A 24811-nucleotide genomic window follows, 5' to 3' on the forward strand; every position below is an offset into this window, starting at 1 on the left:
CATGCACGGTCGTGCTTCACCCGACGTGCCGGGCATAGCCGCGGCCACGGTCTTCGCCATCGCCTCGCAAATCATCGGGGCAGCGTTCCTGTACCTCATCCTCAGAGTCGACGGCGGCTGGCAGGTGGTCGGCCTGCTGGCCTTGCTCGGCCTCGGTTTCTATCTGCTGGAGAGGCTGCCGTGGATCGCCGACTATGCGTTGGCGAGCTTTGCCCGGGTTCCGCTCGTGGCGATGATCACTGCGGCGGTCATCGTGCTGGCCTTTCCGTTCTTCGTCGGATCCAACACCTATATCCTCCATCTGCTGATCGTCGCCGAGCTTTATGCGGTGCTGGCGCTGGCGCTCAATTTCCAGCTCGGCAGCGCCAACATCCCGAACTTCGCCACCGGCGCTTCCTACGGCATCGGCGCCTACGTGTCGGCGCTGCTGGCGATCAATTTCGGCGTCAGCTTCTGGCTGACGCTGCCGGTCGCGGCGCTGGCGGCGACCCTGTTCGGTTTCATCATCGGCATCCCGTCGATGCGCACGCGCGACACTTATCTGGCGCTTGTCACCATCGCCTTCGGTGTCGTGGTCCAGCAATTGCTGAACAATTTCAGCTGGACCGGCGGACCCAACGGACTGGTCGGCATTCCGGCGCCCAGCCTGTTCGGCCATTCCTTTGCCGATCCGCTGGTGATCTTCGGCTGGAAGCTGCCGAGCCAGGCGAATTTCTATTATTTGTCGGCCGCACTGGTCGTCGTCGCCATCGTCACCGCGCATCGGCTGCACGGTTCGCGCATCGGTCTGGCCTGGAATGCGCTGCGCGCCGACGAGATCGCCGCCAAGGCGCAAGGCATCAATGTGGCGTGGTTCAAGGTTCTGGCCTTCGCCGTCGACGCCTTTCTCGCCGCCTTCGCCGGCACGATCTACGCCTTCTACGTCTCCTACATTTCTCCCGACAATTTCACCTTCCTGGTCTCCGTCACCATCATGACCATGGTCATCGTCGGCGGCATGGACAATATTTTCGGTGTCATCGTCGGTGCGTTCCTGCTGACCATCCTGCCGGAGAAATTGCGCGCGTTCGCCGACTACCGCCTGCTGTTCTTCGGCGTCGTCATCATCGGCTTCCTGATGATCCGGCCGCAAGGTCTGTTCCCGCAACGCATGCGGCGCTACGGAGGCGGACTGTGAGCGCGCTTCTCAAGGTCGAGAATTTGACGATGCGTTTCGGCGGCCTGGTCGCGCTCAACGATGTCAGCCTGTCGATCGACAAGGGCGCGGTGCTCGCCGTCATCGGCCCGAACGGCGCCGGCAAGTCGACGCTGTTCAATGTCGTGACCGGCGTCTACCGGCCAACCTCCGGTCGCGTGACCTTCGACGGCGCCGAGATCACCGGCCGCCCGTCCTACGAAGTTGTCGACCGCGGCATCGCCCGCACATTCCAGTCGTCGCGTCTGTTCTCCGACCTCAGTGTCCTCGACAACGTCATCATCGGCATGCACACCCGCACCAGGACCGGCGTGCTGACCGCGCTGTTTAGGCCCGGCGCGTCGCGCCGTGAGATGGCGGCCTGCGTGGAAAAGGCCGAAACCCTGCTCAAGCTCGGCTCCGGCGACCTGTTCGAACAACGCTACCGGCCAGCGGGCACGCTGGCGCAGGCCGACAGGCGACGGCTGGAAATTGCCCGCGCGCTCGCATCGCAGCCCAAGCTCTTGCTGCTCGACGAACCTTCGGTCGGCATGGACGACACGGAAACCGACGCACTGGTGGCCGACATCACGCGGCTGCGCGTACAAAACCCTGCTCTGTCGGTGGTCTTGATCGAGCATGACATGCGGGTGGTCGAAGCGTTCCCGCAGCATGTCACCTGCATCGACTATGGCAGCAAGATCGCCGAGGGCGACTTCGCGGCGGTGCGCGCCGACCCGCGCGTCCAGGAAGCCTATCTCGGGAAGGCGGTCGCCCATGCTTGAACTCAGGGATGTCGATACTTCCTATGGCGCGGTGCCGATGCTGCGCGGCGTGGCGATGAGCGTGCGCCCCGGCGAACTGGTCTGCCTGCTGGGGCCGAACGGCGCCGGCAAGACGACAACCTTCATGACAGTCTGCGGCGTCGTGCGGGCGCAGCGCGGCAAGGTCGAGGTGATGGGCAGGGACATGGCGACGCTCGGCACGGAAAACCTGGCGTCGCTCGGCGTCGGGCTCGTTCCCGAAGGGCGCCGGCTGTTCCCCGGCCTGACCGTGATGGAGAATTTGCGTCTGGGCTATGATGCGGTGTCGGGCAGGGGACCCAATTTCAGGGTGCAACTGGACAAGATGTGCAAGCTGTTTCCGCGCATCCATGAGCGTTTGCGCCAAGTCGCCGGCACGCTGTCCGGCGGCGAACAGGCGATGGTGGCGCTGGCGCGCGCGCTGATCGGCGAACCCAGACTGGTGATCATGGACGAGCCGTCGCTCGGTCTCTCGCCAAAACTCATCGGCGAGTATTTCGAGATCACAAGGGAGATCCATCGCCAAGGCACGACCATCCTGTTGATCGAACAGAATGCCGAAATGGGGCTGGGCATCGCCGATCGCGGCTATGTGCTGGTCAAGGGTAAGGTCGCCCAGGAGGGGCCGGCAAAGGAGTTGCTCTCGTCCAAGGCGGCCAGAAGCCTCTATCTCTGAGCCGTCCGTTTCTTCTGACTCAACAGTGATGATCCACGCCCGCGCTCCACATCTTCGGCCATGCTTCCCGGCATTTAGGGACAAGCTAACCACTGCCACATGAAATCATAATTTTCGCTGCCCGGTGCCTCCAGTAAACCAACGATCAGATCTCCGCCGCATCCGCAGACACTCCCGGGGAGAGCCAGAAAGGGCCGCTGAAATGCCAGTCGAAACGGTAGACACGCTTGTTGTTGGCGGCGGCCAGGCGGGGCTGGCCATGAGCGAGCATCTGAGCAAGTGCGGGGTGCCGCATCTCGTGCTCGAGCGGAGCCGCATCGCCGAACGCTGGCGTACCGAAAGATGGGACTCGCTGGTTGCCAATGGTCCCGCCTGGCATGATCGTTTTCCCGGCATGGAATTTCCGGACGCCGGTCCCGACGCCTTTGTCGGCAAGGAGAAGGTCGCCGATTATTTTGTCGCTTACGCCGGCATGATCGCTGCCCCCATCCGCTGCGGCGTGGAGGTCAGGAGCGTGGAAAGGCTTGTCGGCCGTCCCGGCTTCCGGGTCGAAACCTCGGATGGCGTGATCGAGGCCAGGAGCGTGGTTGCCGCTACCGGGGCTTTCCAGCATCCGGTCATTCCGGCGGTTGTCCCCGGGGATGCCGGAGCGATGCAGATCCATTCCAGCGCCTATCGCAATCCGGGCCAGTTGCCCGAAGGTGCGGTGCTGGTGGTCGGCTCCGGGTCCTCGGGGGTGCAGATCGCCGACGAACTCCAGCGCGCGGGACGGCGCGTCTATCTCTCGGTCGGGCCGCATGATCGGCCGCCGCGGGCCTATCGCGAGCGTGACTTCTGCTGGTGGCTGGGGGTTTTGGGCAAATGGGACGCTCAAGCGCCGGCGCCTGGCACCGAACACGTCACCATCGCGGTGAGCGGCGCGCGGGGCGGCCAGACGATCGACTTCCGGCGTCTTGCCGCGCAAGGGATGACGCTGGTTGGCCGGACGGAATCCTACAAGGAAGGGGTCATGACCTTCGCTCCGGATCTGGCTAAAAATATCGCGCGCGGCGATGCGAACTACATGTCGGTGCTGGACGAGGCCGACGCCTATGTCGCTCGCAACGGCCTCGACCTTCCCGAGGAGCCCGCGGCCCGCGAGATCGGACCGGACCCGCAATGCATGACTGATCCCATTCTCGAGCTGAACCTGGCGGAAGCCGGGATAGGTTCGATCATCTGGGCAACGGGATTCACCGTCGATTACAACTGGCTGAAGGTCGATGTGTTTGACGAAAAGGGCAAGCCGAAGCACCAGCGCGGCGTGTCGACCGAGCCAGGGATCTATTTCCTGGGACTGCCGTGGCAATCGCGGCGGGGGTCGAGCTTCATCTGGGGCGTCTGGCACGACGCACAGCATGTGGCAGACCATATCTCCACGCAGCGCAAGTACCTGGCCTACCATGCGTCCGCAAAGCGCGAGACCAAAGTGGCATAGAAACGGACGTCCCGACCTCGAGCCGACTGACGGAGACCAAGATGGCCCATACAAGAATTCGCAAGTTCAACACCAAGGACACCTATCCCGAGCAGAAGCTCGACAATGATCTGTGCCAGGCGGTCGTTACGCGGGGCGGCAGGACCGTCTATCTGCGCGGCCAATGCCCGCAGGACCTCGACACGGCCAAGAATATCGAAAGCCATGATCCGGTCGAACAGACGCACAAGGTCATGCAGAACATCCGCCAGCTGATCGAGGAGTGCGGCGGCACCATGGAGCATTTGGTCAAGGTGGTGGTCTACATTACCGATGTCCGCCATCGCGAGGCGGTCTACCGCACCATGGGCGAGTATATCAAAGGCGTGCATCCCGTCTCGACCGGCCTTGTCGTGCAGGCCCTGGCGCGGCCGGACTGGCTGGTCGAGATCGACGGCACCGCAGTTATCCCGGATTAAAAGTCATGACATTCTCCATCGTCGCGCGGTGCAGCCGCACCGGCATGTTCGGGGTCGCGGTGTCCTCCTCGTCGCCTGCTGTGGCGGCGCGCTGCGCCTATGCGCAGGCGGGCGCCGGCGCCATTGCCAGCCAGAACGTCACCGATCCTACGCTGGGACTGCGCGGTCTCGAATTGCTGGCGCGCGGTGCGTCGGCGGCAGAGGCGATTGCCATATTGAAGCGCACCGGTGCCTATCCCGAATACCGGCAAGTGCTGGCTGTCGATGCCGCTGGGACGACCGCTATCCACTCAGGGCCCAAGGCGCTTGGCATCTGGGCGGAGGCGCGTGCGGACAATGTCGCCTGCGGCGGCAACATGCTGGCCCATGACGGCGTTCCGCAAGCCATGGTCGAGGCGTTCCTGGCGTCGGAAGGGCATCTCGGCGACCGCCTCATCGCGACCATGCGCGCCGCGCTGAAAGCGGGCGGCGAGGCGGGTCCTGTCCATTCCGCCGGTATGAAGCTGGTGCGCGAGGTGGCGTGGCCGGTCGCCGATTTGCGCTGCGACTGGACCGACGATTGCCCGATCGAGCAACTGGCGACGCTGTGGGAACTCTACAAACCGCAGCTCGATGCCTATGTGACCCGCGCGATAAACCCATCCGATGCGCCGAGCTACGGCGTGCCGGGCGACGAATAGTCAAGACAGGGGTCACCTGCGATGAGCGAACTCAGTCACAAGGACTGGATCGGCAAGGCGTCCGCGATCCGTTTTCGCGACAAGGCGTTCATCGACGGCAAGACGGTCGCAGCGCGTTCGGGCCGGACTTTTGCCAGCGTCAATCCGGCAACAGGCGAGGTGCTGGCCGAAGTGGCGTCCTGCGGTGAGGAAGACATCGATCTGGCGGTTGCCGCAGCGCGGCGCAGTTTCAACGCCGGCGTCTGGTCGCGGACCAGCCCGGCGCACCGTAAGGAGGTGCTGCTGCGGCTGGCGCAATTGCTGCGCGAAAACCTGCATGACCTGGCTCTGCTGGAATCGCTCGACATGGGCAAACTGGTCAGGGATGCGGCCGCGGTCGACGTTCCCGGCTCGGCAGCGATCTTCCAATGGTATGGCGAGGCCATCGACAAGATCTATGGCGAAGTGGCGCCGACCGGCGAAGGCGATCTGGTGCTGGTGCGGCGCGAACCGCTTGGCGTGGTCGGCGCGGTGGTACCGTGGAATTTCCCGCTCGACATGGCGACCTGGAAATGCGCGCCGGCACTGGCGGCAGGCAATTCGGTGGTGCTGAAACCCGCCGAGCAGTCGCCCTTGTCGGCCCTGCTTCTGGCGGAACTGGCAATGGAAGCGGGCCTGCCTGCAGGCGTGCTCAATGTCGTGCCCGGCCTTGGCGAAACCGCCGGCCAGGCGCTTGGCCGTCACATGGATGTGGACTGCCTTGCCTTCACCGGTTCGACCGCCGTCGGTAAGCTGTTCCTGCAATATTCCGGTCAGTCGAACATGAAGCAGGTCTGGTTGGAAACCGGCGGCAAGAGCCCGAACCTCATCTTTGCCGATTGCGGCGATCTCGGCGCGGCAGCCGATATGGCGGCCTTCGGCATCTTCTTCAACCAGGGCGAGGTCTGTTCGGCCAATTCACGCGTGCTCGTCCAGCGCGGCATCAAGGATGCCCTGGTGGAGAAACTGGTGCAGCGTGCGGCGGCCACGCAGCCCGGCGATCCGCTCGATCCGGCTTCGAAAATGGGCGCGATGGTCGATGCCCGCCACGCGGCCAATGTCATGCGGTTCGTCGAGGCCGGCAAGAAAACCGCGCGCCTGGTCGCGGGCGGCGACCTGGTCACGGTCAATGGGCGCGGCAGCTTTGTCCAGCCGACCATCTTCGACGATGTCGCACCTGCCGATCCGATTGCTCGCGACGAGATCTTCGGGCCGGTGCTTTCGGTCATCGCCTTCGACGACGAGGCCGACGCGATCCGCATCGCCAATGACAGCCCTTATGGGCTGGCCGCATCGCTCTGGACCGACAGCCTGTCGCGCGCGCATCGTATCGCCGGCCGGCTGCATGCCGGCACGGTTTCCGTCAACACGGTCGACGCGCTGAGCCCGATGACGCCGTTCGGCGGTTTCAAGCAATCCGGCTTCGGCCGCGACCTGTCGCTGCATGCGCTCGACAAATACACCGCGCTCAAAACGACATGGATCAAATACTGATGGGCGCCTAAAGCGCATCGCGATTGAACGGATTCAAGCGATGCGCTTTAGGCTTTTGCTCTATGCATGTCATTTGCGCAAAACCGGGGCCACTTTTGCGCGACATGCATTAGGCTTGATCGAAGCCCTCAAACCAGCAACATAGCCAGCCATGCCGCTACGCTTCACGCTCAGACAGCTGGAATATTTCGTCGCCGTGGGCGAAGCCGGCTCCATCGCCAAGGCGGCCGAACAGGTCAATGTGTCGCCGCCGTCGATTTCGGCCTCCATCGCACAACTGGAAACCGAGTTCGGCGTCCAGCTTTTTGTCCGCAAGCATTCGCACGGCCTGTCGCTGACAGCCGGCGGCCGCATCTTCCTCAAGGAAGCCGCAAGGCTGCTCAACGATGCCGACGCCTTGCATGACGTCGCCGGCGATTTTGCCGAAAAGGTGCGCGGCCCGCTGGCGGTGGGATGTCTGCTGACGTTCGCGCAGATCGTGCTGCCGGCGCTGCGCATGCGGTTCGAGCGTGCCTATCCCGATGTGCGGGTGCGCCAGTTCGAGCGCAATCAGGGGCAATTGCTCGAGATGCTGCAGCGCGGTGAAATCGACCTTGCCTTGACCTACGATCTCGAACTGTCGCAGGACATGACCTTCGAGCCGCTGATGCTGGTGCCGGCGTACGTCATGCTGCCGGCGGGGCATCGCTTCGCGGCAAAGGCGTCGATCACGACGGAGGAGCTGGCCGACGAGCCGATGGTGCTGCTCGACCTGCCGTTCAGCCGCGAATATTTTCTGTCGGCATTCCACCAGCGGGGAATCCGCCCCAACATTGCCGAGCGTACCGGCGACATCGCCGTCATGCGTTCCATGGTGGCCAACGGCTTCGGCTACGGCATCGCCAATATGCGGCCGCTCAACACGCTGGCGCCGGACGGCAAGCCGCTGGTCTTCGTGCCGCTGGACGGCGATCTGCGGCCGCTGACCATGGGCGTCGCCTTGCCCAGTTCCGAACACCGCACGCAAACCGTCCAGGCGTTCATCGACCACTGCCGGCATTTCGTCGTCGAGCAAGGCGTGTTCGGCGCCGAGCGGGCTGTCGGCCAGGCAGCACTTCCACAGAAGTAGCCCCGGTTAAGCCAACTGCTGGTCGGCAAGCCGCTGCAGCAATTTTTCCAGCATGCCATCGCAACGGCGCATCTGCTCGACGCTGACGAACTCATCCGGCTTGTGTCCCTGCGCCATCGATCCCGGTCCGCACACGACCGTCGGCGTGCCGAGATCGCGGCTGAACAGGCCGCCCTCCGTGCCGTAGGCAACCTTGATGGTGTTGTTGGCGCCGGTCAGCGATTTGATGAAAGCGACGGCTTGCGAACTGGCCGGCGTGTCCAGGCCGGGATAGGTGTTGGTGATGTCGATGTCGATTGCCGCCTCAGGCGCGATAGCCGAGGCTTCGGTGGAAATGCGCGCGGCCTCCACGCGCAGGCGCTCGAGAATCTCATGCGGGTCGTCGGCCGCGACATTGCGGATCTCGAAGTCGACCTGGCAGAGGTTCGGCACGATGTTCAGCGCCACGCCGGCGTTGATCTTGCCGACATGGACGGTTGTGTAGGCAATGTCGTAGTCGCCGTCGCGGGCGCCATCGCGCACCAGCCGGTCCTGCTCGCGGCGCAAGGCGGCGACGAAGTCGCAGCCGAGATGGATGGCGTTGAGCGCCAACGGGGCTAGCGCCGAATGGCCCTCGCGTCCCTTGCAAAGCGCGCGTGCGGCAAGCTTGCCCTTGTGGCCCGTCGCCACCTGCATGTCGGTGGGCTCGCCCACGATGCACAGCAAGGGCCGCTGCGGGGCCGCTTGCAGCATGTCGATCAGACTGCGCACACCAATGCAGCCGATCTCCTCGTCGTAGGAGAGTGCCAAATGCAACGGCGTCTTCAGCGTCATTTTCGCGGCCTTGAGGCAAGTGGCGAGCGCGCAGGCGACGAAGCCCTTCATGTCGGCCGCGCCGCGTCCGTAAAGCTTGCCGTCGCGGTTGGTCATCTCGAAGGGCGGCAGCGTCCAGGCCTGGCCGTCGACCGGAACGACGTCGGTGTGGCCGGACAGCATGATGCCGGAAGCATCAGTCGGTCCGATGGTGGCAAACAAATTGGCTTTATGGCCGTCCTCGCTGCGGATGATCTGGCAAGCAATGCCATGCGCCTCCAGCAGCTCCGCCACATAACCGATGAGGACGAGGTTCGAGTCGCGGCTCACCGTCGGGAAGGCGATCAGCTTTTCTAGGATCTGGATGCTGTCCATGCGTTTATGTCTCGTTGGCCGTGGGCGCTATCTAACATCGCGCAGCGGCGGCCTTGAAGTCGCATTTGGCTCAGCCGAAATTCAGCGGATGCTAATCCGGGTGAACGCGATTAGGCGCGGCCTAACCGGCACAGAAGAAATCTGTTGTTTTCCGGCGCTTGCCGCAACTTATGAATGGTCTCACGGCATCAACCCACTGGGCTGGCCGGCTTGCGCCTTGGCTCGAACCATGATCGGGCAAGTTGCAAGGCTGAGCTGGCAGGAAGGCACGTTCCATGCGCGATCCGCGCTACGACATTCTGTTCGAGCCCGTGAAGATCGGTCCGGTGACCGCCAAGAACCGCTTCTATCAGGTGCCGCATTGCAATGGCGGGGGCTATCGCGATCCTTCGGCCGCGGCCGAGATGCGCCGCATCAAGTCGGAAGGCGGCTGGGGCGTCATCTTCACCGAGCAGACCGAGATGCACCACACATCGGAGATCACGCCCTTCATCGAGCTCAGGCTGTGGGACGACGCCGATATCCCGGCGCTGGCGAAGATGGCAGAGGCCATGCACCAGCATGGCGCGCTGGCCGGCATCCAGCTGGCCTATTCGGGCATCAACGGTCCCAACCTCTACACCAAGGAGGTACCGCGCGGACCCTCGGCCCTGCCGATCCGAACCTTCACCAACGATCCGGTCCAAGCGCGCGCCATGGACAAGCAGGATATACGCGACCTGCGCCGCTGGCACCGCAATGCCTTCAAACGGGCCAGGCTGGCGGGCTTCGATCTGGTCTGCCTCTACGGCGCGCATGGCTTCGGCATCATCCAGCACTTCCTGTCCACCGCCACCAACCAGCGCAGCGACGAATATGGGGGCTCGCTGGAGAACCGCTCGCGGTTGATGCGTGAGCTGATCGAAGAGGGCAGGGACGCCATCGGCGACACGTGCGGCCTGACGCTGCGGCTGTCGCTGGACGAGATGATCGGCGAGCTCGGCTTTGCCAATTCCGAAGTGCGCGACATGATCGAGATGCATGCCGATCTGCCCGACCTCTGGGACCTGGCGCATGGCGCCTGGGAGGACTGCTCGGGGCCGTCGCGGTTCAAGGAGGAGGGCGCGCAGGAGAGCCTGGTGTCCGGAATCAAGACGCTGACCTCCAAGCCGGTCGTCGGTGTCGGCCGCTTCACCTCGCCGGATGTGATGGTGAAGATGATCAAGTCCGGCACGCTGGACTTCATTGGCTGCGCGCGGCCGTCGATCGCTGATCCCTTCCTGCCGAAGAAGGTGGAAGAGGGGCGGATCGAGGACATTCGCGAATGCATCGGCTGCAACATCTGCATCACCGGCGACATGACCATGTCGATCTCGCGCTGCACGCAGAACCCGACCTTCATGGAGGAGTGGCGCAAGGGTTGGCATCCCGAACGCATGCAGGCCAAGGGCGACAGCGACAGCGTGCTGATCGTCGGAGCCGGCCCCGCCGGGCTGGAAGCCGCCAGGGCACTCGGCCTGCGCGGCTACCAGGTGGCCATCGCCGAAGCCGGAACCGAACTCGGCGGCCGCGTGGCGCGCGAGTGCCGCTTGCCTGGTCTCTCGGCATGGGGGCGTGTGCGCGACTACCGCCAGTACCAGATCAGCCAGATGTCCAATGTCGACGTCTATTTCGAAAGCCGGCTGTCGGCCGAGGAAATCCTCGCCTTCGGCTTCCAGAACATTGCCATCGCCACCGGCTCGACATGGCGCCGCGATGGCGTGGCGCGCGCGCATGTCGTGCCGATGCCGGCGGACCGAGCCATGCCGGTCTACACGCCGGACGATTTGATGGGCGGCAATGTGCCGACCGGAACTGTCGTGCTGTTCGACGACGATCACTATTACATGGGCGGCGTTCTGGCCGAGCTGATGGCGCGCCAGGGCGCGAGGGTGACGCTGGTGACACCGTCGGCCTATGTGTCCGACTGGACCCGCAACACGCTGGAGCAGGGCGCCATCCACCGCCGGCTGGCCGAACTCGGCGTCGATATCGTGCTGAACCGGACCGTGACCCGCATCGTGGCGGGTGGGGTTGTCACTGCGTGCGCCTATACGGGCGCCCGAAGCGACATTGCCGCGGACGCCGTGGTGCTGGTGACGTCGCGCCAACAGGACGACGGCGTCTGGCGCGAGTTGAAGGCGCGGCGGGACGAATGGGCCGATAGCGGCATCCGCTCGATCAAGGTCATCGGCGACGCCGAAGCGCCGGGTCCGATCGCCTGGGCAACCTATGCCGGCCACCGCTTTGCGCGCGAGCTGGATGAAGCCGATATCGGCGACGCACTGCCCTTCCGCCGCGAGGTCACGGCGCTGGCGGTGGATTAGGCGCCTGCGGCGCGGTCAGCGAATATTGGGTTGTTCAACCATACTGCATTGCACAATTCCTTCGCTTGGTCACAATGCAGGCATGGTTCGAACCGCACTCGCCGTCCTGGTGATCGATGAAAACCGCATCCGCGCCGCGATCATCGAGGCGGGGTTGCGCGAGGCCGGCCATGAGCGAGTCACCGTCATTCATGACGTGACCGGCATTGCGCGGCGGATCGCCGAGGTCGAGCCCGACGTCATCGTCATCGATCTCGAGAATCCGAACCGGGACATGCTGGAAAACATGTTCCAGCTGTCGCGCGCCGTGAAACGGCCGATCGCCATGTTCGTCGACCGCTCCGACCAGGCCTCGATCGAGGCGGCGGTCGATGCCGGCGTTTCGGCCTATGTCGTCGACGGTCTGCGGCAAGAGCGCGTCAAGCCGATCCTCGACATGGCGGTCAGCCGTTTCAACGCTTTTTCGCGCATGGCGCGCGAACTGGAAGAGGTTCGCGGCGAACTCGAGAGCCGCAAGGTGATCGACCGCGCCAAGGGCATCCTGATGAAGTCGCGCGGCCTCTCCGAAGAGGCCGCCTACACGCTGCTGCGCAAGACGGCGATGAACCAGAACCGCAAGATCGGCGACATCGCCCAGAGCCTGGTGACTGCCGCCGGGCTGCTCGGACCGGCGGAGGATGAATGAGCATGGGCGCCGCGCACCAGATCACCGCCGGTTTCATGCCGCTTTTCGACAGCGCCGTGCTGGTCGCGGCCGGGGAGCTTGGCTTTGCCGCACGAGAAGGCATCGACCTCACCCTACACCGCGAGACGTCCTGGGCCAACATCCGCGACCGCATCGCCATCGGTCACTTTCATCTCGCGCATATGCTGGGACCGATGCCGCTCGCCTGCAATCTCGGGCTGACGCCACTCGCTTCGGAAACCATCGTGCCGTTCTCGCTCGGGCTCGGCGGCAATTGCGTCACCGTCTCCAACACCGTCTGGGCCGGAATGGTGGCGCACGGCGCCGAAGCCGATCTTGATCCGGCGCGCGCCGGTGCGGCGTTGCGCGCGCTCATTCGCGAGCGCGCTGCGGCCGGTGGCGACCCGCTGCGCTTCGCCGTGGTGCATCCGCATTCCGGGCACAATTACGAACTCCGCTACTGGCTCGCCGCCTGCGGCATCGATCCGGGGCGCGAAATCGAGATCGTCATCGTGCCGCCGCCCTTCATGGCGGATGCGCTGGCCACCGGCCGCATCGACGGGTACTGCGCAGGCGAACCTTGGAACAGTGCTGCGGTTGCCGCCGGCACCGGGCATATCGTCACCGTCAAGGCGCGGATATGGCGTAACAGCCCGGAGAAGGTGATCGGCGTGCGCAAGGCGTGGGCAGACGAAAACCCCGAGGCACTGGCGGCGCTGCTGCGTGCGCTGCATCACTCGGCGCGCTGGTGCCAGGATCCGGCCAACCGTGGCGAATTGGCAGCTGTGATGGCGCAGGCCGGCTTTCTCGGCCTGCCGCCGGCCGTGCAGATGCCGATCCTGACCGGTCATCTCCGACTGGGCGGCGGCGCGGAGCGGACCATCGACGACTTCTTCCTCCCGTTCGACAAGGCAGCGAACTTTCCATGGAAGAGCCATGCGCTGTGGTTCTACACGCAGATGGTGCGCTGGGGGCACGTGGCGCACACGCCGGAAAACCTTGCCATCGCCCGCAACTGCTACCGGCCCGACCTCTACCGTTCGGCTCTGAAGCCGCTTGGTGTGGCGCTTCCCGGCGCCAATTCGAAAGTCGAGGGTGCGCTCCAAGTTGCCACCGCAGTCGGCGCGACAGGCGCCGGCCTTGTGCTCGGTCCGGACGGTTTCTTCGACGGCCAGATCTTCGATCCGGACGAGGTCGACGCGTACATTACCGGCCAGAAATCGGCTCGCGCGGAAGCCTGATCATTTCCGCGTCATTCTTGTGCATTGCACAAAAATTGTGCGCGCGATTGCCCGAATGAACAATCTTTGGCCTTCCGGCTATACGACCCGGTGCGTCCGCGATCGGCGCGGGTTGCTGATTTAATTGATCTTTTTCACCTCTCTCAAAACTGGCACGGTTCCTGCTTTGAAATAGACAGGCCCTTCGCGGGTCACGGAACAGGCGTCCAACGACGGGCGCCACAGGCAAAGCTGCCGCTCAGGTTAATGCGCGCTCCCGGTCACCCGGACGCGAAGACCTGGCTGGCGGCTTTTTTGTTTTGATCAACACGCAATCGACGACGCGGATCCCAAGCCGCGCCCAACCGGAGACGACGATGACGAAACGGATCAGGACTGGAACGACCCTCAAGGACATGACGCGCCGCGATTTTCTCGTCAGCAGCGCGATGACGGCCGGCCTGTTCGTGGCGGCCCGCAAGCTCTTCCCTTCCGGCGCCTATGCTGCGACCGCCACTCCGGAGGTCACCGGGGCCAAGCTCGGCTTCATTGCCCTCACCGATGCGGCACCGCTGATGATCGCCAAGGAGAAGGGGCTGTTCGCCAAGTTCGGCATGCCCGATGTCGAGGTGCTCAAGCAGGCCTCCTGGGGTGCGACACGCGACAATCTGATGCTCGGCGGCGCGGCCAACGGCATCGACGGCGCCCATATCCTGACGCCGCTGCCTTACCTCATGCACACGGGCAAGGTGACGCAGAACAACCAGCCGATGCCGATGGCGATCGTGGCGCGGCTCAACTACGACTGCCAAGGCATTTCGGTCGCCCAGGAATATGCCGGCACCGGTGTCAGTCTCGACGCCTCGAAGCTGAAAGACGCTTTTGCCGCCAAGAAAGCGGCTGGCAAGGAAATCAAGGCCGCCATGACCTTCCCGGGCGGCACGCATGATTTGTGGCTGCGCTACTGGCTGGCGGCCGGTGGCATCGATCCCGACAAAGACGTCTCGACCATCGTCGTGCCGCCGCCGCAGATGGTGGCCAACATGAAGGTCGGCAACATGGACGTGTTCTGCGTCGGCGAGCCGTGGAACGAGCAGCTCGTCCATCAGGGCGTCGGCTTCACCGCCGCCACGACGGGCGAATTGTGGAAGGGCCATCCGGAAAAGGCGCTCGGCCTGCGTGCCGAATTCATCGAGAAAAACCCGAACGCCACCAAGGCGATCCTGATGGCCGTCATGGAAGCCCAGCAATGGTGCGAGGCCAGCGACAACAAGGACGAGATGGCCGCCATCATCGGCAAGCGGCAATGGATGAACGTGCCCGTCGCCGACATCATCGGCCGCCTCAAGGGCGACATCAACTACGGCAATGGCCGCGTCGCCAACGGCACCGATCTTTCCATGAAGTTCTGGAAGGGCGGCGTCTCCTATCCGTTCAAGAGCCACGATACGTGGTTCCTCGCCGAGAACATCCGTTGGGGCAAGTTCGCGCCGACCACCGACATCAAGGCGCTGGTCGATCAGGTCAACCGCGAGGATCTGTGGCGCGAGGCGGCCAAGGATCTCGGCGTTGCGGCTGCCGACGTTCCGGCGTCGTCGTCGCGCGGCGTCGAGACCTTCTTCGACGGCAAGATCTTCGATCCGGCCAACCCGTCCGCCTATCTCGATAGCCTGAAGATCAAGGCATCGGCCTGAACCCCTGCGCAAACGGCGCATTGCGCCGTTTGTCGCTCGAATTATCTGCCCCACGGAGTTTTCCCCAGACATGTCGATCCAGACTATCGAGGACACCAAGGTGAAGGCCTTTCCTGCCAAGCCGGCGGAGGTCATCGCCTTCACTGCCAAGGCACGGCGTCGCTTCGAGCCGCTAGCCATCGCCGGCAAACTGGCAAGCGCGCTGGTGCCGCCCAACATCGTGATCGCGCTGATGCTGGTCGTCTGGCAGATCGCCTGTTCGTCGCCGACATCAAGCCTGCCGCCGCCGACCCAGGTGTGGAACGAGGCCTACGATTTGATCGCGCATCCGTTCTTCGACAATGGCCCGCAGGATATCGGTCTGGCATGGCGCGTGCTGATCTCGCTGCAGCGTGTTGCCATCGGCTTCGGCCTGGCGGCGGTGGTCGGCGTCGCGCTCGGCGCGCTGGTCGGCCAGTCGATCTGGGCGATGCGCGGCCTCGACCCAGTGTTCCAGATCCTGCGCACGGTGCCGCCGCTGGCCTGGCTGCCGCTGTCGCTGGCGGCGTTCCGCGATTCCAGCCCGTCGGCGATCTTCGTCATCTTCATCACGTCGATCTGGCCAATCATCATCAACACTGCGGTTGGCGTGCGTAACATCCCAGAGGATTATCGCAACGTCTCGCGCATCCTGCGGCTCAACCAGTTCGAGTTCTTCGTGAAGATCATGGTGCCGGCCGCCGCGCCTTACATCTTTACCGGCCTGAGGATCGGCATCGGCCTGTCCTGGCTTGCCATCGTCGCCGCCGAAATGCTGACCGGCGGCGTCGGCATCGGCTTCTTCATCTGGGACGCGTGGAACTCGTCGCGGCTGCCCGACATCATCGTCGCGCTCGCCTATATCGGCGTCACCGGCTTCTGCCTCGACCGTCTGGTCGCGGCGGTCGGCGCCTTCGTCACCCGCGGCACAACGGCAAAGTGAGGAGAGGGGCGATGACGGCCTATCTGAAGCTCGACCATATCGACAAATCCTTCACGCGTGGTGCCCAGGTCAGCGAGGTGTTGAAGGACATCAGGCTGACCATCGACAACGGCGAATTCGTCTCCATCATCGGCCATTCCGGCTGTGGCAAGTCGACCTTGCTCAATCTGATCGCCGGGCTGACCAAGGTGTCCGCCGGCGCCGTGCTGCTCGAGGACAAGGAGGTCGACAGCCCAGGACCGGAACGCGCCGTGGTGTTCCAGAACCACAGCCTTTTGCCGTGGCTGACCGTCTACGAAAACATCAATCTGGCGGTGTCGAAGGTCTTCGGTCGTTCGAAGAGCAAGGCCGAGCGGCATGACTGGATCATGCGCAATCTTGACCTCGTGCAGATGGCGCATGCCAAGGATAAACGCCCGGCAGAAATATCGGGCGGCATGAAGCAGCGCGTCGGCATCGCCCGGGCGCTGGCCATGGAGCCGAAGATCCTGCTGCTCGACGAGCCGTTCGGCGCGCTCGATGCGCTGACGCGCGCCCATCTGCAGGACGCGGTGATGGACATCCACTCCAGGCTCGGCTCGACGACGATCATGATCACCCACGATGTCGACGAGGCGGTGCTGCTTTCCGACCGCATCGTCATGATGACCAATGGCCCGGCGGCAACCATCGGCGAAGTGCTTCCCGTGCCGCTGGCGCGGCCGCGCCGGCGCGTCGAACTCTCTTCCGACCGGACCTTCCTGCGCTGCCGCGAGGCGGTGCTGAAGTTCCTCTACGAACGCCACCGCTTCGTCGAAGCCGCGGAGTAGCACCATGAGCGAAAGACTTGTCATCATCGGCAATGGCATGGCCCCCGGGCGCATGCTCGAGCACCTGCTGGAACAGGCGCCGGGCCGCTACACCGTCACCATCTTCAACGCCGAGCCCCGCGTCAATTACGACCGCATCATGCTGTCGCCGGTTCTGTCGGGCGAGAAAGCCTATGAGGAGATCATCATCCACGGCGACGGCTGGTACATCGCCAACAACATCACCCTCTACAAGGGCCACAAGATCGTCACCATCGACCGGTCAGCGAAGACCGTCACGTCAGATCATGGCGTCACCGAACCCTACGACAAGCTCGTCATCGCCACCGGCTCGGTGCCGTTCATCATTCCGGTGCCGGGCCATGATCTGCCGGGCGTGCTGACCTATCGCGACCTCGACGATGTGCAGGCGATGATGCTCGCCGCCCAGTCGCGGGCCAAGGCGGTGGTCATCGGCGGCGGCCTGCTCGGGCTGGAGGCGGCAGCAGGGCTGAACGCGCAAGGCATGGACGTCACCGTGCTGCATGTCATGCCGACGCTGATGGAGCGCCAGCTCGATCCCGCGGCCGGCTATCTGCTGCAGCGTGCCGTGGAGCAGCGCGGCATCAAGGTGATCACCAAGGCTAACACACAGGCGATCACAGGCAACGGCAAGGTCGGGCAGGTGGAGCTTGCTGACGGCACCATTATCCCAGCAACGCTTGTGGTGATGGCCGTCGGCATCAGGCCGAATTCGGCGCTAGCGAAACAGGCCGGCATCGCAGTCAACAGGGGCATCGTCGTCGACGCCGGAATGCGCAGCAACGATCCCGACATTTACGCGCTCGGCGAATGTGCCGAGGTCAACGGCCAGGTCTATGGCCTCGTCGCGCCGCTCTACGAGATGGCGCGCGTTACAGCCAGCCAGCTTGCCGGCAACGAAGCGGCGGCCTTCGTCCATATGGACACGCCGACCAAGCTCAAGGTCACCGGCATCGACCTGTTCTCGCTCGGCGACTTCGCCGAGGGCGAGGACCGCCAGGAGATCGTGCTGCGCGATGCGGCCGCCGGCGTCTACAAGCGCCTTGTCCTGAAGGACGACCGCATCATCGGTACTGTGCTCTATGGCGAGACGGCTGATGGAGCCTGGTTCAACGACCTCAAGAAGAAGCAGACCGATATTTCCGAAATGCGCGACACGCTCATCTTCGGCCAGTCCTACCAGGGGGGTGCCCCGCTGGACCCTATGGCGGCCGTTGCAGCCTTGCCGGATGATGCGGAAATCTGCGGCTGCAACGGCGTTTGCAAGGGAAAGATCACTGGCGCGATTACGGGGAAGGGCCTGACCTCGCTCGACGACGTGCGCGCCCACACCAAGGCGTCAGCCTCCTGCGGCTCCTGCACCGGGCTGGTCGAGAAGCTGATGGTGCTGACCATCGGCGACAAATACAATCCGGCGGCGGTGCAGCCGATGTGCGGCTGCACGACGCTCGGCCATGACGAGGTGCGCCGGCTGATCATCGCCAAGGGCCTGAAGACCATTCCCGCCGTCATGCAGGAACTGGAGTGGACGACCTCCTGCGGCTGCGCCAAATGCCGGCCGGCGCTCAACTATTATCTCGTCTGCGACTGGCCGGACGACTACGCCGACGACTACCAGTCGCGCTTCATCAACGAGCGCGTACACGCCAACATCCAGAAGGACGGCACCTATTCGGTGGTGCCGCGCATGTGGGGCGGCGTCACCAACGCGGCAGAGCTGCGCGCCATCGCCGACGTCGTCGACAAGTTCGAAATCCCGATGGTCAAGGTCACCGGCGGCCAGCGCATCGACATGCTCGGCATCCGCAAGGAAGACCTGCCGGCGGTATGGGCCGATCTCGGCCAGGCCGGCTTCGTCTCCGGCCACGCCTATGCCAAGGGGTTGCGCACGGTGAAGACCTGCGTCGGCTCGGACTGGTGCCGCTTCGGCACGCAGGATTCGACGGGCTTCGGCGTCCGCATCGAAAAATTCATGTGGGGCTCGTGGACGCCGGCCAAGGTCAAGATGGCCGTGTCGGGCTGTCCGCGCAACTGCGCCGAAGCGACCTGCAAGGATGTTGGCGTCATCTGCGTCGACTCCGGCTACGAAATCCATTTTGCCGGGGCGGCCGGGCTCGACATCAAGGGCACCGAGGTGCTCGGCCTGGTCAAGACCGAGGATGAGGCGCTGGAGCATATCGTGGCGCTGACGCAGATGTATCGCGAGCAGGGTCGCTATCTCGAGCGCATCTACAAATGGGCCAAACGCATCGGCATCCCCGAGATCAAGCGTCAGATCATGGACGATGGCGAGAAGCGCAAGGCTTATTACGACCGCTTCGTCTTCAGCCAGAAATTCGCCCAGGTCGATCCGTGGTCGGAACGCGTTTCCGGCAAGGACAAGCACGAATTCCGGCCGATGGCCTCTGTCGGGTTTGCGCAGGCGGCGGAGTGACAATCATGAACTGGATCGCCATCGGCTCCATCGCCGACATCCCCCGCCGCGGCGCGCGCTGCGTCGCCACCCCGGAAGGCAAGATCGCCGTCTTCCGCACCGCCGACGATCAGGTCTACGCCATCGACGACCATTGCCCGCACAGAGGCGGGCCGCTCAGCCAGGGCATCGTGCACGGGACGTCGGTGACCTGTCCCTTACACAATTGGGTGATTTCGCTGGAGACGGGCAAGGCGCTCGGCGCCGACGAGGGCGCGGTGCGCACCATTCCGGTGCGGGTCGAAGGCGAGCATCTGTTCATTGCGCTGGAAGCGCTGGCCAGCCGCGCGGCCTGACCAATGGAGATCGACGAAGCGCGCGAGGTGAGGACCACCTGCCCCTATTGCGGGGTGGGCTGCGGCGTGCTGGCGAAGGTCGCCGCGGACGGGCAGGTGTCCGTGCGTGGCGACCCCGACCACCCGGCCAATTTCGGCCGGCTCTGCTCCAAGGGCTCGGCACTGGCCGAGACCATCGACCTCGACGGCAGGCTGCTTCATCCGGAGATCCATGGCCGCCGCGCCGGCTGGGACGAGGCGCTCGACCTGGTCGCTTCGACCTTCTCGCAGACCATCGCCGAGCATGGGCCCGATGCGGTCGCCTTCTATGTCTCCGGCCAGTTGCTGACCGAGGACTATTATGTCGCCAACAAACTGATGAAGGGTTTTGTCGGCTCGGCCAACATCGACACCAATTCGCGCCTGTGCATGGCCTCCTCGGTCGCCGGCCACCGCCGCGCTTTCGGCTCCGACACCGTGCCGGGAACCTATGAGGATCTGGAGCTGGCCGACCTGATCGTGCTGGTCGGCTCCAACCTCGCCTGGTGCCATCCGGTGCTCTACCAGCGCATCGCGGCTGCCCGGGAAAAGCGGCCGGAGGTGAAGATCGTCCTGGTCGACCCGCGTCGCACCATGACCGCTGACATCGCCGACATGCATCTGGCGATCGCGCCCGATGGCGACGTCGCTTTGTTCACGGGCCTGCTCGCTTATCTCGGCCAGCACAATGCGCTCGACCGCGCCTACATCACGACGCACACGACCGGCTTCGGGCAAGCGCTTTTCGCGGCCTCCGCGCTCGACCTGGCCGGCGTCGCCGCCGCCACCGGCCTGAGCGAGGACGAGCTTGGCCGTTTCTACAGCCTGTTTGCGGCGACGGCGAAAACGGTGACGGTTTACAGCCAGGGTGTGAACCAGTCGTCATCCGGCACCGACAAGGTCAACGCAATCATCAACTGCCATCTCGCCACCGGCCGCATCGGCAAACCCGGAGCAGGGCCGTTTTCGGTGACGGGCCAGCCCAACGCCATGGGCGGCCGCGAGGTCGGCGGCATGGCCAATATGCTCGCCGCCCATATGGAGATCGAAAACCCCGACCATCGCGACCGCGTGCAGCGCTTCTGGAGCGCGCCTGATATCGCGCAAAAGCCGGGCCTGAAGGCAGTCGAGATGTTCCAGGCGCTGGCTGACGGGCGCATCAAGGCGCTGTGGATCATGGCCACCAACCCGGTCGATTCGATGCCGGACGCCGATGCCGTCGAAGCGGCGATCAAGGCGTGCCCCTTCGTCGTGGTGTCGGACGTGCTGGCCCGGACCGACACCGTCCGCCATGCCCATGTCCGGCTGCCCGCCGCCGCCTGGGGCGAGAAGGATGGCACCGTCACCAATTCCGAACGCCGTGTGTCGCGCCAGCGCGCGTTTTTGGAGCTGCCCGGCGAGGCAAGGCCCGACTGGTGGATTGTCGCCGAGGTGGGCAAGCGGATGGGGTTTGGCGGGGCGTTTTCGTATGCGTCGCCAGGGGAGGTTTTTGCCGAGCATGCCGCGCTGTCGGGGTTCGAGAATGATGGTGCGCGGGATTTCGATATTGGCGTCTACGGCGGAGTTGATGGCGAGACCTACGCAACGCTTGAGCCGTTCCAGTGGCCGGCGCCCGGTCGTGCCGACCCCTTCTGGCCTGCCGGCCATCTCCCCCTCAAGGGGGGAGATCAGCCTGCCGCTCGGCTTTCGCCAATCGCCAACGCTGCGGAAGAAGCGCCGGTGACAAAGCTGCTAGTCTCCCCCCTCGAGGGGGAGATGGCCGGCAGGCCAGAAGGGGTCGGCACGACTGGGCTCCAGGTTCGCTTCTTCGCCGACGGCAATTTCTACACACCCGATCGCAAGGCGCGCTTCATCGCCATCCGCCCGACCACGGAAGTCCGCACCAGTCCCGACTATCCGCTGATCCTCAACACCGGCCGTATCCGCGACCATTGGCACACCATGACGCGGACCGGCAAAAGCCCGCGGCTTTCGCAGCACATCGCCGAGCCCTTCGTCGAGATCCACCCGGTGGATGCGCAGCGCTTCGGCATCGGTGACGCCGACATCGTGCGCGTTTCCAGCCCGCGCGGTGACGTGCTGGTCCGCGCGCTGGTGACGATACGCCAGCGCCAGGGCAGCCTGTTTGCGCCGATGCACTGGACCGATCAGTTCTCGGCAAAGGGCCGGCTCGACACGCTGACCGCGCCGCTGACCGATCCCATTTCCGGCCAGCCGGCGCTGAAACATGTCGCCGCCCGCATCGAGAAATTCGCCGCAAAAGCCTTCGGCTTTGCGGTGACGCGGCATAGGCCGTCGCCCGATGCCGCGGCCTATTGGGCCGTGGCCAAATGCAAGGGCGGCTGGCGGGTCGAGCTTGCCTTTGCCGAAGACGACATCGACTGGGCCGGCTTTGCCGGGTCACTGTTCGGCGCGTCACCGGGTGCGGAAATGCTCGCCTATCATGACTGCGACGCCGGCCAGCATCGCATCGCCGCCTTCGACGGCGATCAACTGTCAGGCGCCTTGTTCGTCGCGCCCGGCCCGGTCGCCGTGTCGCGCGGCTGGGCGGCGGAACAGTTAAGTGCCGATCATGTCGACCGGCGCGGAAGGCTGGCGATCGTGGCCGGACGGCCGGGCGGGGTCGACGTCGATCGCGGCGCCATTGTCTGCTCCTGTTTCGGCGTCGGCGCCAACCAGATCGTCGAAGCGGTGCGCCGCGGCTGCGGCAGCGTCGCGGCAATCGGCGCTGCCCTGCATGCCGGCACGAATTGCGGCTCCTGCCGCGCCGAGATCAGGGTCATCATCGAGGCGCAGAGTCTTCAAGCAGCCGAGTGATTGTCCCAACCAAATGGGCCTGCGCGACGGCGCTGGTTGGGCTATGGTGGCGCAAGCGTGCTGCGCACGAATCGTCTCAGTCAGGGTCATCCCAATGGCAAATCCCCCGCGCCGACCGACAAATCCGATGGAGGCCGCCGAGGCGGCTTTCAAACCGGTGAAGAAGCCGGCCGCTCCGGTGCGCGAGCCGCCGGCCGCTCCAGGCGTCAGGGAGCTTGTTTCGATCCGGATCGACCGCGCCGTGCTGGACCACTTCCAGGAGGATGGGCCGGGCTGGCAGGACCGCATCAACGACGCCTTGCGGCAGGCGATAGAAGGCAAGCCGACGGCCGGCGGTTTGGACGACGAGTAGCGCCCATCGCTTCGTCATCCACGGGCGGAGCAAGGAGCGTAGCGACGCGGCGCAGACCCTTGGAGCTGCTCCGCAGCCCAAGGGATACATGCCGCGACCTCAAAGCGCTGCAGCGGTGCAGAATTCTGTTCCGCTGCATTCCTCGATGGCTGTCACGGAATGGATCCCAGGGTCTCCGCGACGGAGCTTCGCTCCTGCTTCGCCCTAGGATGACGAAGTTGGGGAGGCTTCGGCCAAAGCGGACGTCGGCTCACGCCTCGAAGTGCAGGATATAGAGCTTGCGCGTCTTCTCGTGGATCGTCCATTCGCCTTTCCAGCCTTTCGGCAGCACCAGCATCTCTCCGGCGCCGACGTCCTTGCTGCGGCCATCGGGACCATGCAGCGAGGCCCGGCCTGACACGATGTGGCACGTTTCGGAATTGCTGTCGCGCGATGCGGTGAAGCGGCCCGGCGTGCACTCCCAGACGCCGACTTCCAGCGTGCCGTCGGGCGAGGTCCACAGCGTCTTCGCTGCTTCGAACTGATTGCCGCTGATCGAGGTCGGCTTGGGCTCGGGCTCGCCGAGATCGATCGAGGCGAGATGGGCGAAGGTCTGGAAATCGGTCATGGCAGTCTCCGGGCAGGCACTGAAAAAGCAGAAAGTTTTGGAGTCGCTCCGAGGCTCAATGCCCGGTGATGCGGTCGGCGATCGCGGCGAGTTTCGACGTGTGCTGGAGGCCGGCCTCCTCGCGTTCGTCGGCGACGCGATAGAGTTGATACATTGAGTGGACTCCGAGCCAGCGCATCGGCTCGGGCTCCCACTTGCTGACCTGGCGGTTGACCCAGGGCAGTCGGGTCAGTTCGGTGTCGCGCCGCAGGATGAGGTCGCGCAGCGTGCGGCCCGACAGGTTGGAACTGGATACGCCGAGCCCGACATAGCCGCCGGCCCAGCCGATGCCGGTCTCAGGGTCGAGACCGGCCGTCGTGCACCAGTCGCGAGGCACGCCCAGCACGCCGCACCAGGCGTGGTCGATGCGAAGCTTGGCTGTCTGTGGCAGAAGGCGGATGAGGATCGCGTGCAGGCTTTCGATCGTCGCCTGCTGCGTCTGGCCGCGCACGTCGGTCTGCGAGCCGTAGCGGTAGGGCACGCCGCGTCCGCCCATGGTGATGCGGCCTTCCCTGGTGCGCTGTGCATAGCAATAGGCGTGCGCGGCGTCGCCGAGAAGCTCATGGCCCTCCCAGCCGATCTCGTCCCATAGCGATTGCGGCAGCGGCTCGGTGATGATCTGCGCGCTGTTGAGCGGCAGCCAGAGCCGCTCATTGCCTGGTATGCCGGCCGTGAACCCTTCCGTGGCACGGATGATGATTGGCGCGCGCACGGTGCCGCGGCTCGTCGTGACCTTGCCCTTCTCGATGCCGGTCACGGTGGTCTGCTCGTAGATCGGCACGCCAATGCGTTCGACGGCTTCGGACAGGCCGCGCACCAGCTTGGCCGGCTGCACGCGCGCGGTGCCGTGGTGGATATAGCCGCCAAGCACATTTCTGATGTTGATGCGGGCTCTGGCCTCTTCCTGACCGATCAGGCTGACACGCTCGCTCGGCACGCTCCAGCCGATCGCATCGGCATAGGCGGCCTTGATCCGTTCGAGCTGCGGCGGGTTGGTGGCGACCGTCAGATTGTCGACCCGGCGGATGTCGGCATCGATGCCTTCGGTCTCGGTCACCGCGATCACTTCGTCGACCGTGCCATGCATGGCGGTTTCCATGTCGATGACGGCGCCGCGCGTCGAGGTCTGCAGATATTTTTCGCGCGACCAGCTGAAGCCGCCGGACAGCCAGCCGCCATTTCGGCCCGACGCGCCGAAGCCGGCGAACTCCCTCTCGACGATGGCGATGCGGATCGAAGGATCGGCCTTCTTCAGATAATAAGCCGTCCACAAGCCGGTGTAGCCGGCGCCGACGATGCAGACATCGGCTTCGAGATCACCTGGAAGCGGCGCGCGGTAGGCCGGCAGACCGATGTCGGCATACCAGAACGAGACGTTGCCGTTGACTTTGGCGTCCATGTCTAAAAACCCTGCGGGGA

The 24811-nt window shown here is 64.6% G+C and carries 21 protein-coding genes; 18 read left to right on the forward strand and 3 right to left on the reverse strand.

The window, feature by feature from the left end; translation table 11 throughout:
- The first annotated feature begins 1 nt into the window (after position 1).
- The 8 genes from AC0L2U_RS21840 (at position 2) to AC0L2U_RS21875 (ending at position 7888) form a co-directional block, all read left to right on the forward strand.
- Entirely contained in the window at positions 2-1177 is a 1176-nt protein-coding gene (locus AC0L2U_RS21840; protein WP_473602651.1) for a branched-chain amino acid ABC transporter permease, read from the forward strand.
- Positions 1174-1959 (forward strand): ABC transporter ATP-binding protein, encoded by a 786-nt coding sequence (locus AC0L2U_RS21845; protein WP_236382713.1) that lies wholly within the window; start codon positions 1174-1176, stop codon positions 1957-1959. The genes AC0L2U_RS21840 and AC0L2U_RS21845 overlap by 4 nt, the downstream gene beginning before the upstream one ends.
- The gene (locus AC0L2U_RS21850; RefSeq protein WP_127399097.1) at positions 1952-2653 is read left to right on the forward strand and encodes an ABC transporter ATP-binding protein; all 702 of its coding nucleotides are present in this window, start codon (positions 1952-1954) and stop codon (positions 2651-2653) included. Before AC0L2U_RS21845 ends, AC0L2U_RS21850 begins: the two co-directional genes overlap by 8 nt.
- A 202-nt stretch (positions 2654-2855) precedes the next feature.
- Positions 2856-4130, forward strand: coding sequence for a flavin-containing monooxygenase (locus AC0L2U_RS21855; RefSeq protein ID WP_127380985.1), 1275 nt, complete (start codon positions 2856-2858; stop codon positions 4128-4130).
- A gap of 41 nt (positions 4131-4171) precedes the next feature.
- On the forward strand, positions 4172-4588 hold the full coding sequence (locus tag AC0L2U_RS21860; protein ID WP_128288760.1) for a RidA family protein: 417 nt from the start codon (positions 4172-4174) through the stop codon (positions 4586-4588).
- Between the two features lie 5 nt (positions 4589-4593).
- Positions 4594-5268: a DUF1028 domain-containing protein gene (locus AC0L2U_RS21865; RefSeq protein ID WP_127320625.1), complete on the forward strand. Its 675-nt coding sequence runs from the start codon at positions 4594-4596 to the stop codon at positions 5266-5268.
- Between the two features lie 21 nt (positions 5269-5289).
- Complete coding sequence (locus tag AC0L2U_RS21870) at positions 5290-6780, forward strand: aldehyde dehydrogenase (RefSeq protein WP_127809685.1); 1491 nt, start codon at positions 5290-5292, stop codon at positions 6778-6780.
- Positions 6781-6931: 151 nt separating this feature from the next.
- Positions 6932-7888 carry a LysR family transcriptional regulator gene (locus AC0L2U_RS21875; RefSeq protein ID WP_127267113.1) on the forward strand — a complete coding sequence of 319 codons (957 nt, stop codon included), beginning with the start codon at positions 6932-6934 and terminating at the stop codon, positions 7886-7888.
- 6 nt (positions 7889-7894) lie between these two features.
- On the opposite strand, the gene argE is transcribed toward AC0L2U_RS21875, so the two are convergent.
- Positions 7895-9055, reverse strand: a complete 1161-nt coding sequence (argE, locus tag AC0L2U_RS21880; RefSeq protein WP_127809686.1) for an acetylornithine deacetylase — start codon at positions 9053-9055, stop codon at positions 7895-7897.
- A 275-nt stretch (positions 9056-9330) separates the two neighbouring features.
- Between argE and AC0L2U_RS21885 the strand changes: the two genes are divergently transcribed.
- From AC0L2U_RS21885 to AC0L2U_RS21930, 10 genes are all read left to right on the forward strand, one after another.
- The gene (locus AC0L2U_RS21885) at positions 9331-11400 is read left to right on the forward strand and encodes an oxidoreductase (RefSeq protein ID WP_127809687.1); all 2070 of its coding nucleotides are present in this window, start codon (positions 9331-9333) and stop codon (positions 11398-11400) included.
- Positions 11401-11482: 82 nt separating this feature from the next.
- Positions 11483-12085 (forward strand): ANTAR domain-containing response regulator, encoded by a 603-nt coding sequence (locus AC0L2U_RS21890; protein ID WP_127809688.1) that lies wholly within the window; start codon positions 11483-11485, stop codon positions 12083-12085.
- 2 nt (positions 12086-12087) lie between these two features.
- Complete coding sequence (locus AC0L2U_RS21895) at positions 12088-13326, forward strand: CmpA/NrtA family ABC transporter substrate-binding protein (RefSeq protein WP_164873963.1); 1239 nt, start codon at positions 12088-12090, stop codon at positions 13324-13326.
- A gap of 356 nt (positions 13327-13682) precedes the next feature.
- A complete protein-coding gene (locus AC0L2U_RS21900; protein ID WP_473602652.1) occupies positions 13683-14999 on the forward strand; it encodes a CmpA/NrtA family ABC transporter substrate-binding protein in 1317 nt (438 codons plus the stop codon).
- 70 nt (positions 15000-15069) lie between these two features.
- Positions 15070-15960, forward strand: coding sequence for a nitrate ABC transporter permease (gene ntrB / locus AC0L2U_RS21905; RefSeq protein ID WP_473602653.1), 891 nt, complete (start codon positions 15070-15072; stop codon positions 15958-15960).
- An 11-nt stretch (positions 15961-15971) separates the two neighbouring features.
- Positions 15972-16769 (forward strand): ABC transporter ATP-binding protein, encoded by a 798-nt coding sequence (locus tag AC0L2U_RS21910; RefSeq protein WP_127396612.1) that lies wholly within the window; start codon positions 15972-15974, stop codon positions 16767-16769.
- Positions 16770-16773: 4 nt separating this feature from the next.
- Positions 16774-19224 carry a nitrite reductase large subunit NirB gene (gene nirB / locus AC0L2U_RS21915; protein ID WP_128362721.1) on the forward strand — a complete coding sequence of 817 codons (2451 nt, stop codon included), beginning with the start codon at positions 16774-16776 and terminating at the stop codon, positions 19222-19224.
- Between the two features lie 5 nt (positions 19225-19229).
- On the forward strand, positions 19230-19559 hold the full coding sequence (gene nirD / locus AC0L2U_RS21920; RefSeq protein ID WP_127398695.1) for a nitrite reductase small subunit NirD: 330 nt from the start codon (positions 19230-19232) through the stop codon (positions 19557-19559).
- A 3-nt stretch (positions 19560-19562) separates the two neighbouring features.
- Complete coding sequence (locus AC0L2U_RS21925) at positions 19563-22394, forward strand: nitrate reductase (protein ID WP_292134651.1); 2832 nt, start codon at positions 19563-19565, stop codon at positions 22392-22394.
- A gap of 94 nt (positions 22395-22488) precedes the next feature.
- Positions 22489-22746: a BrnA antitoxin family protein gene (locus AC0L2U_RS21930; RefSeq protein ID WP_127397291.1), complete on the forward strand. Its 258-nt coding sequence runs from the start codon at positions 22489-22491 to the stop codon at positions 22744-22746.
- A gap of 250 nt (positions 22747-22996) precedes the next feature.
- Here the strand turns inward: AC0L2U_RS21930 and AC0L2U_RS21935 are convergent, their stop codons facing one another.
- Positions 22997-23353 (reverse strand): cupin domain-containing protein, encoded by a 357-nt coding sequence (locus tag AC0L2U_RS21935; protein WP_127397290.1) that lies wholly within the window; start codon positions 23351-23353, stop codon positions 22997-22999.
- 55 nt (positions 23354-23408) lie between these two features.
- A complete protein-coding gene (locus AC0L2U_RS21940; RefSeq protein WP_127326488.1) occupies positions 23409-24791 on the reverse strand; it encodes an NAD(P)/FAD-dependent oxidoreductase in 1383 nt (460 codons plus the stop codon).
- Positions 24792-24811 lie beyond the last annotated feature (20 nt).

Source organism: Mesorhizobium sp. WSM4808, assembly GCF_055811675.1.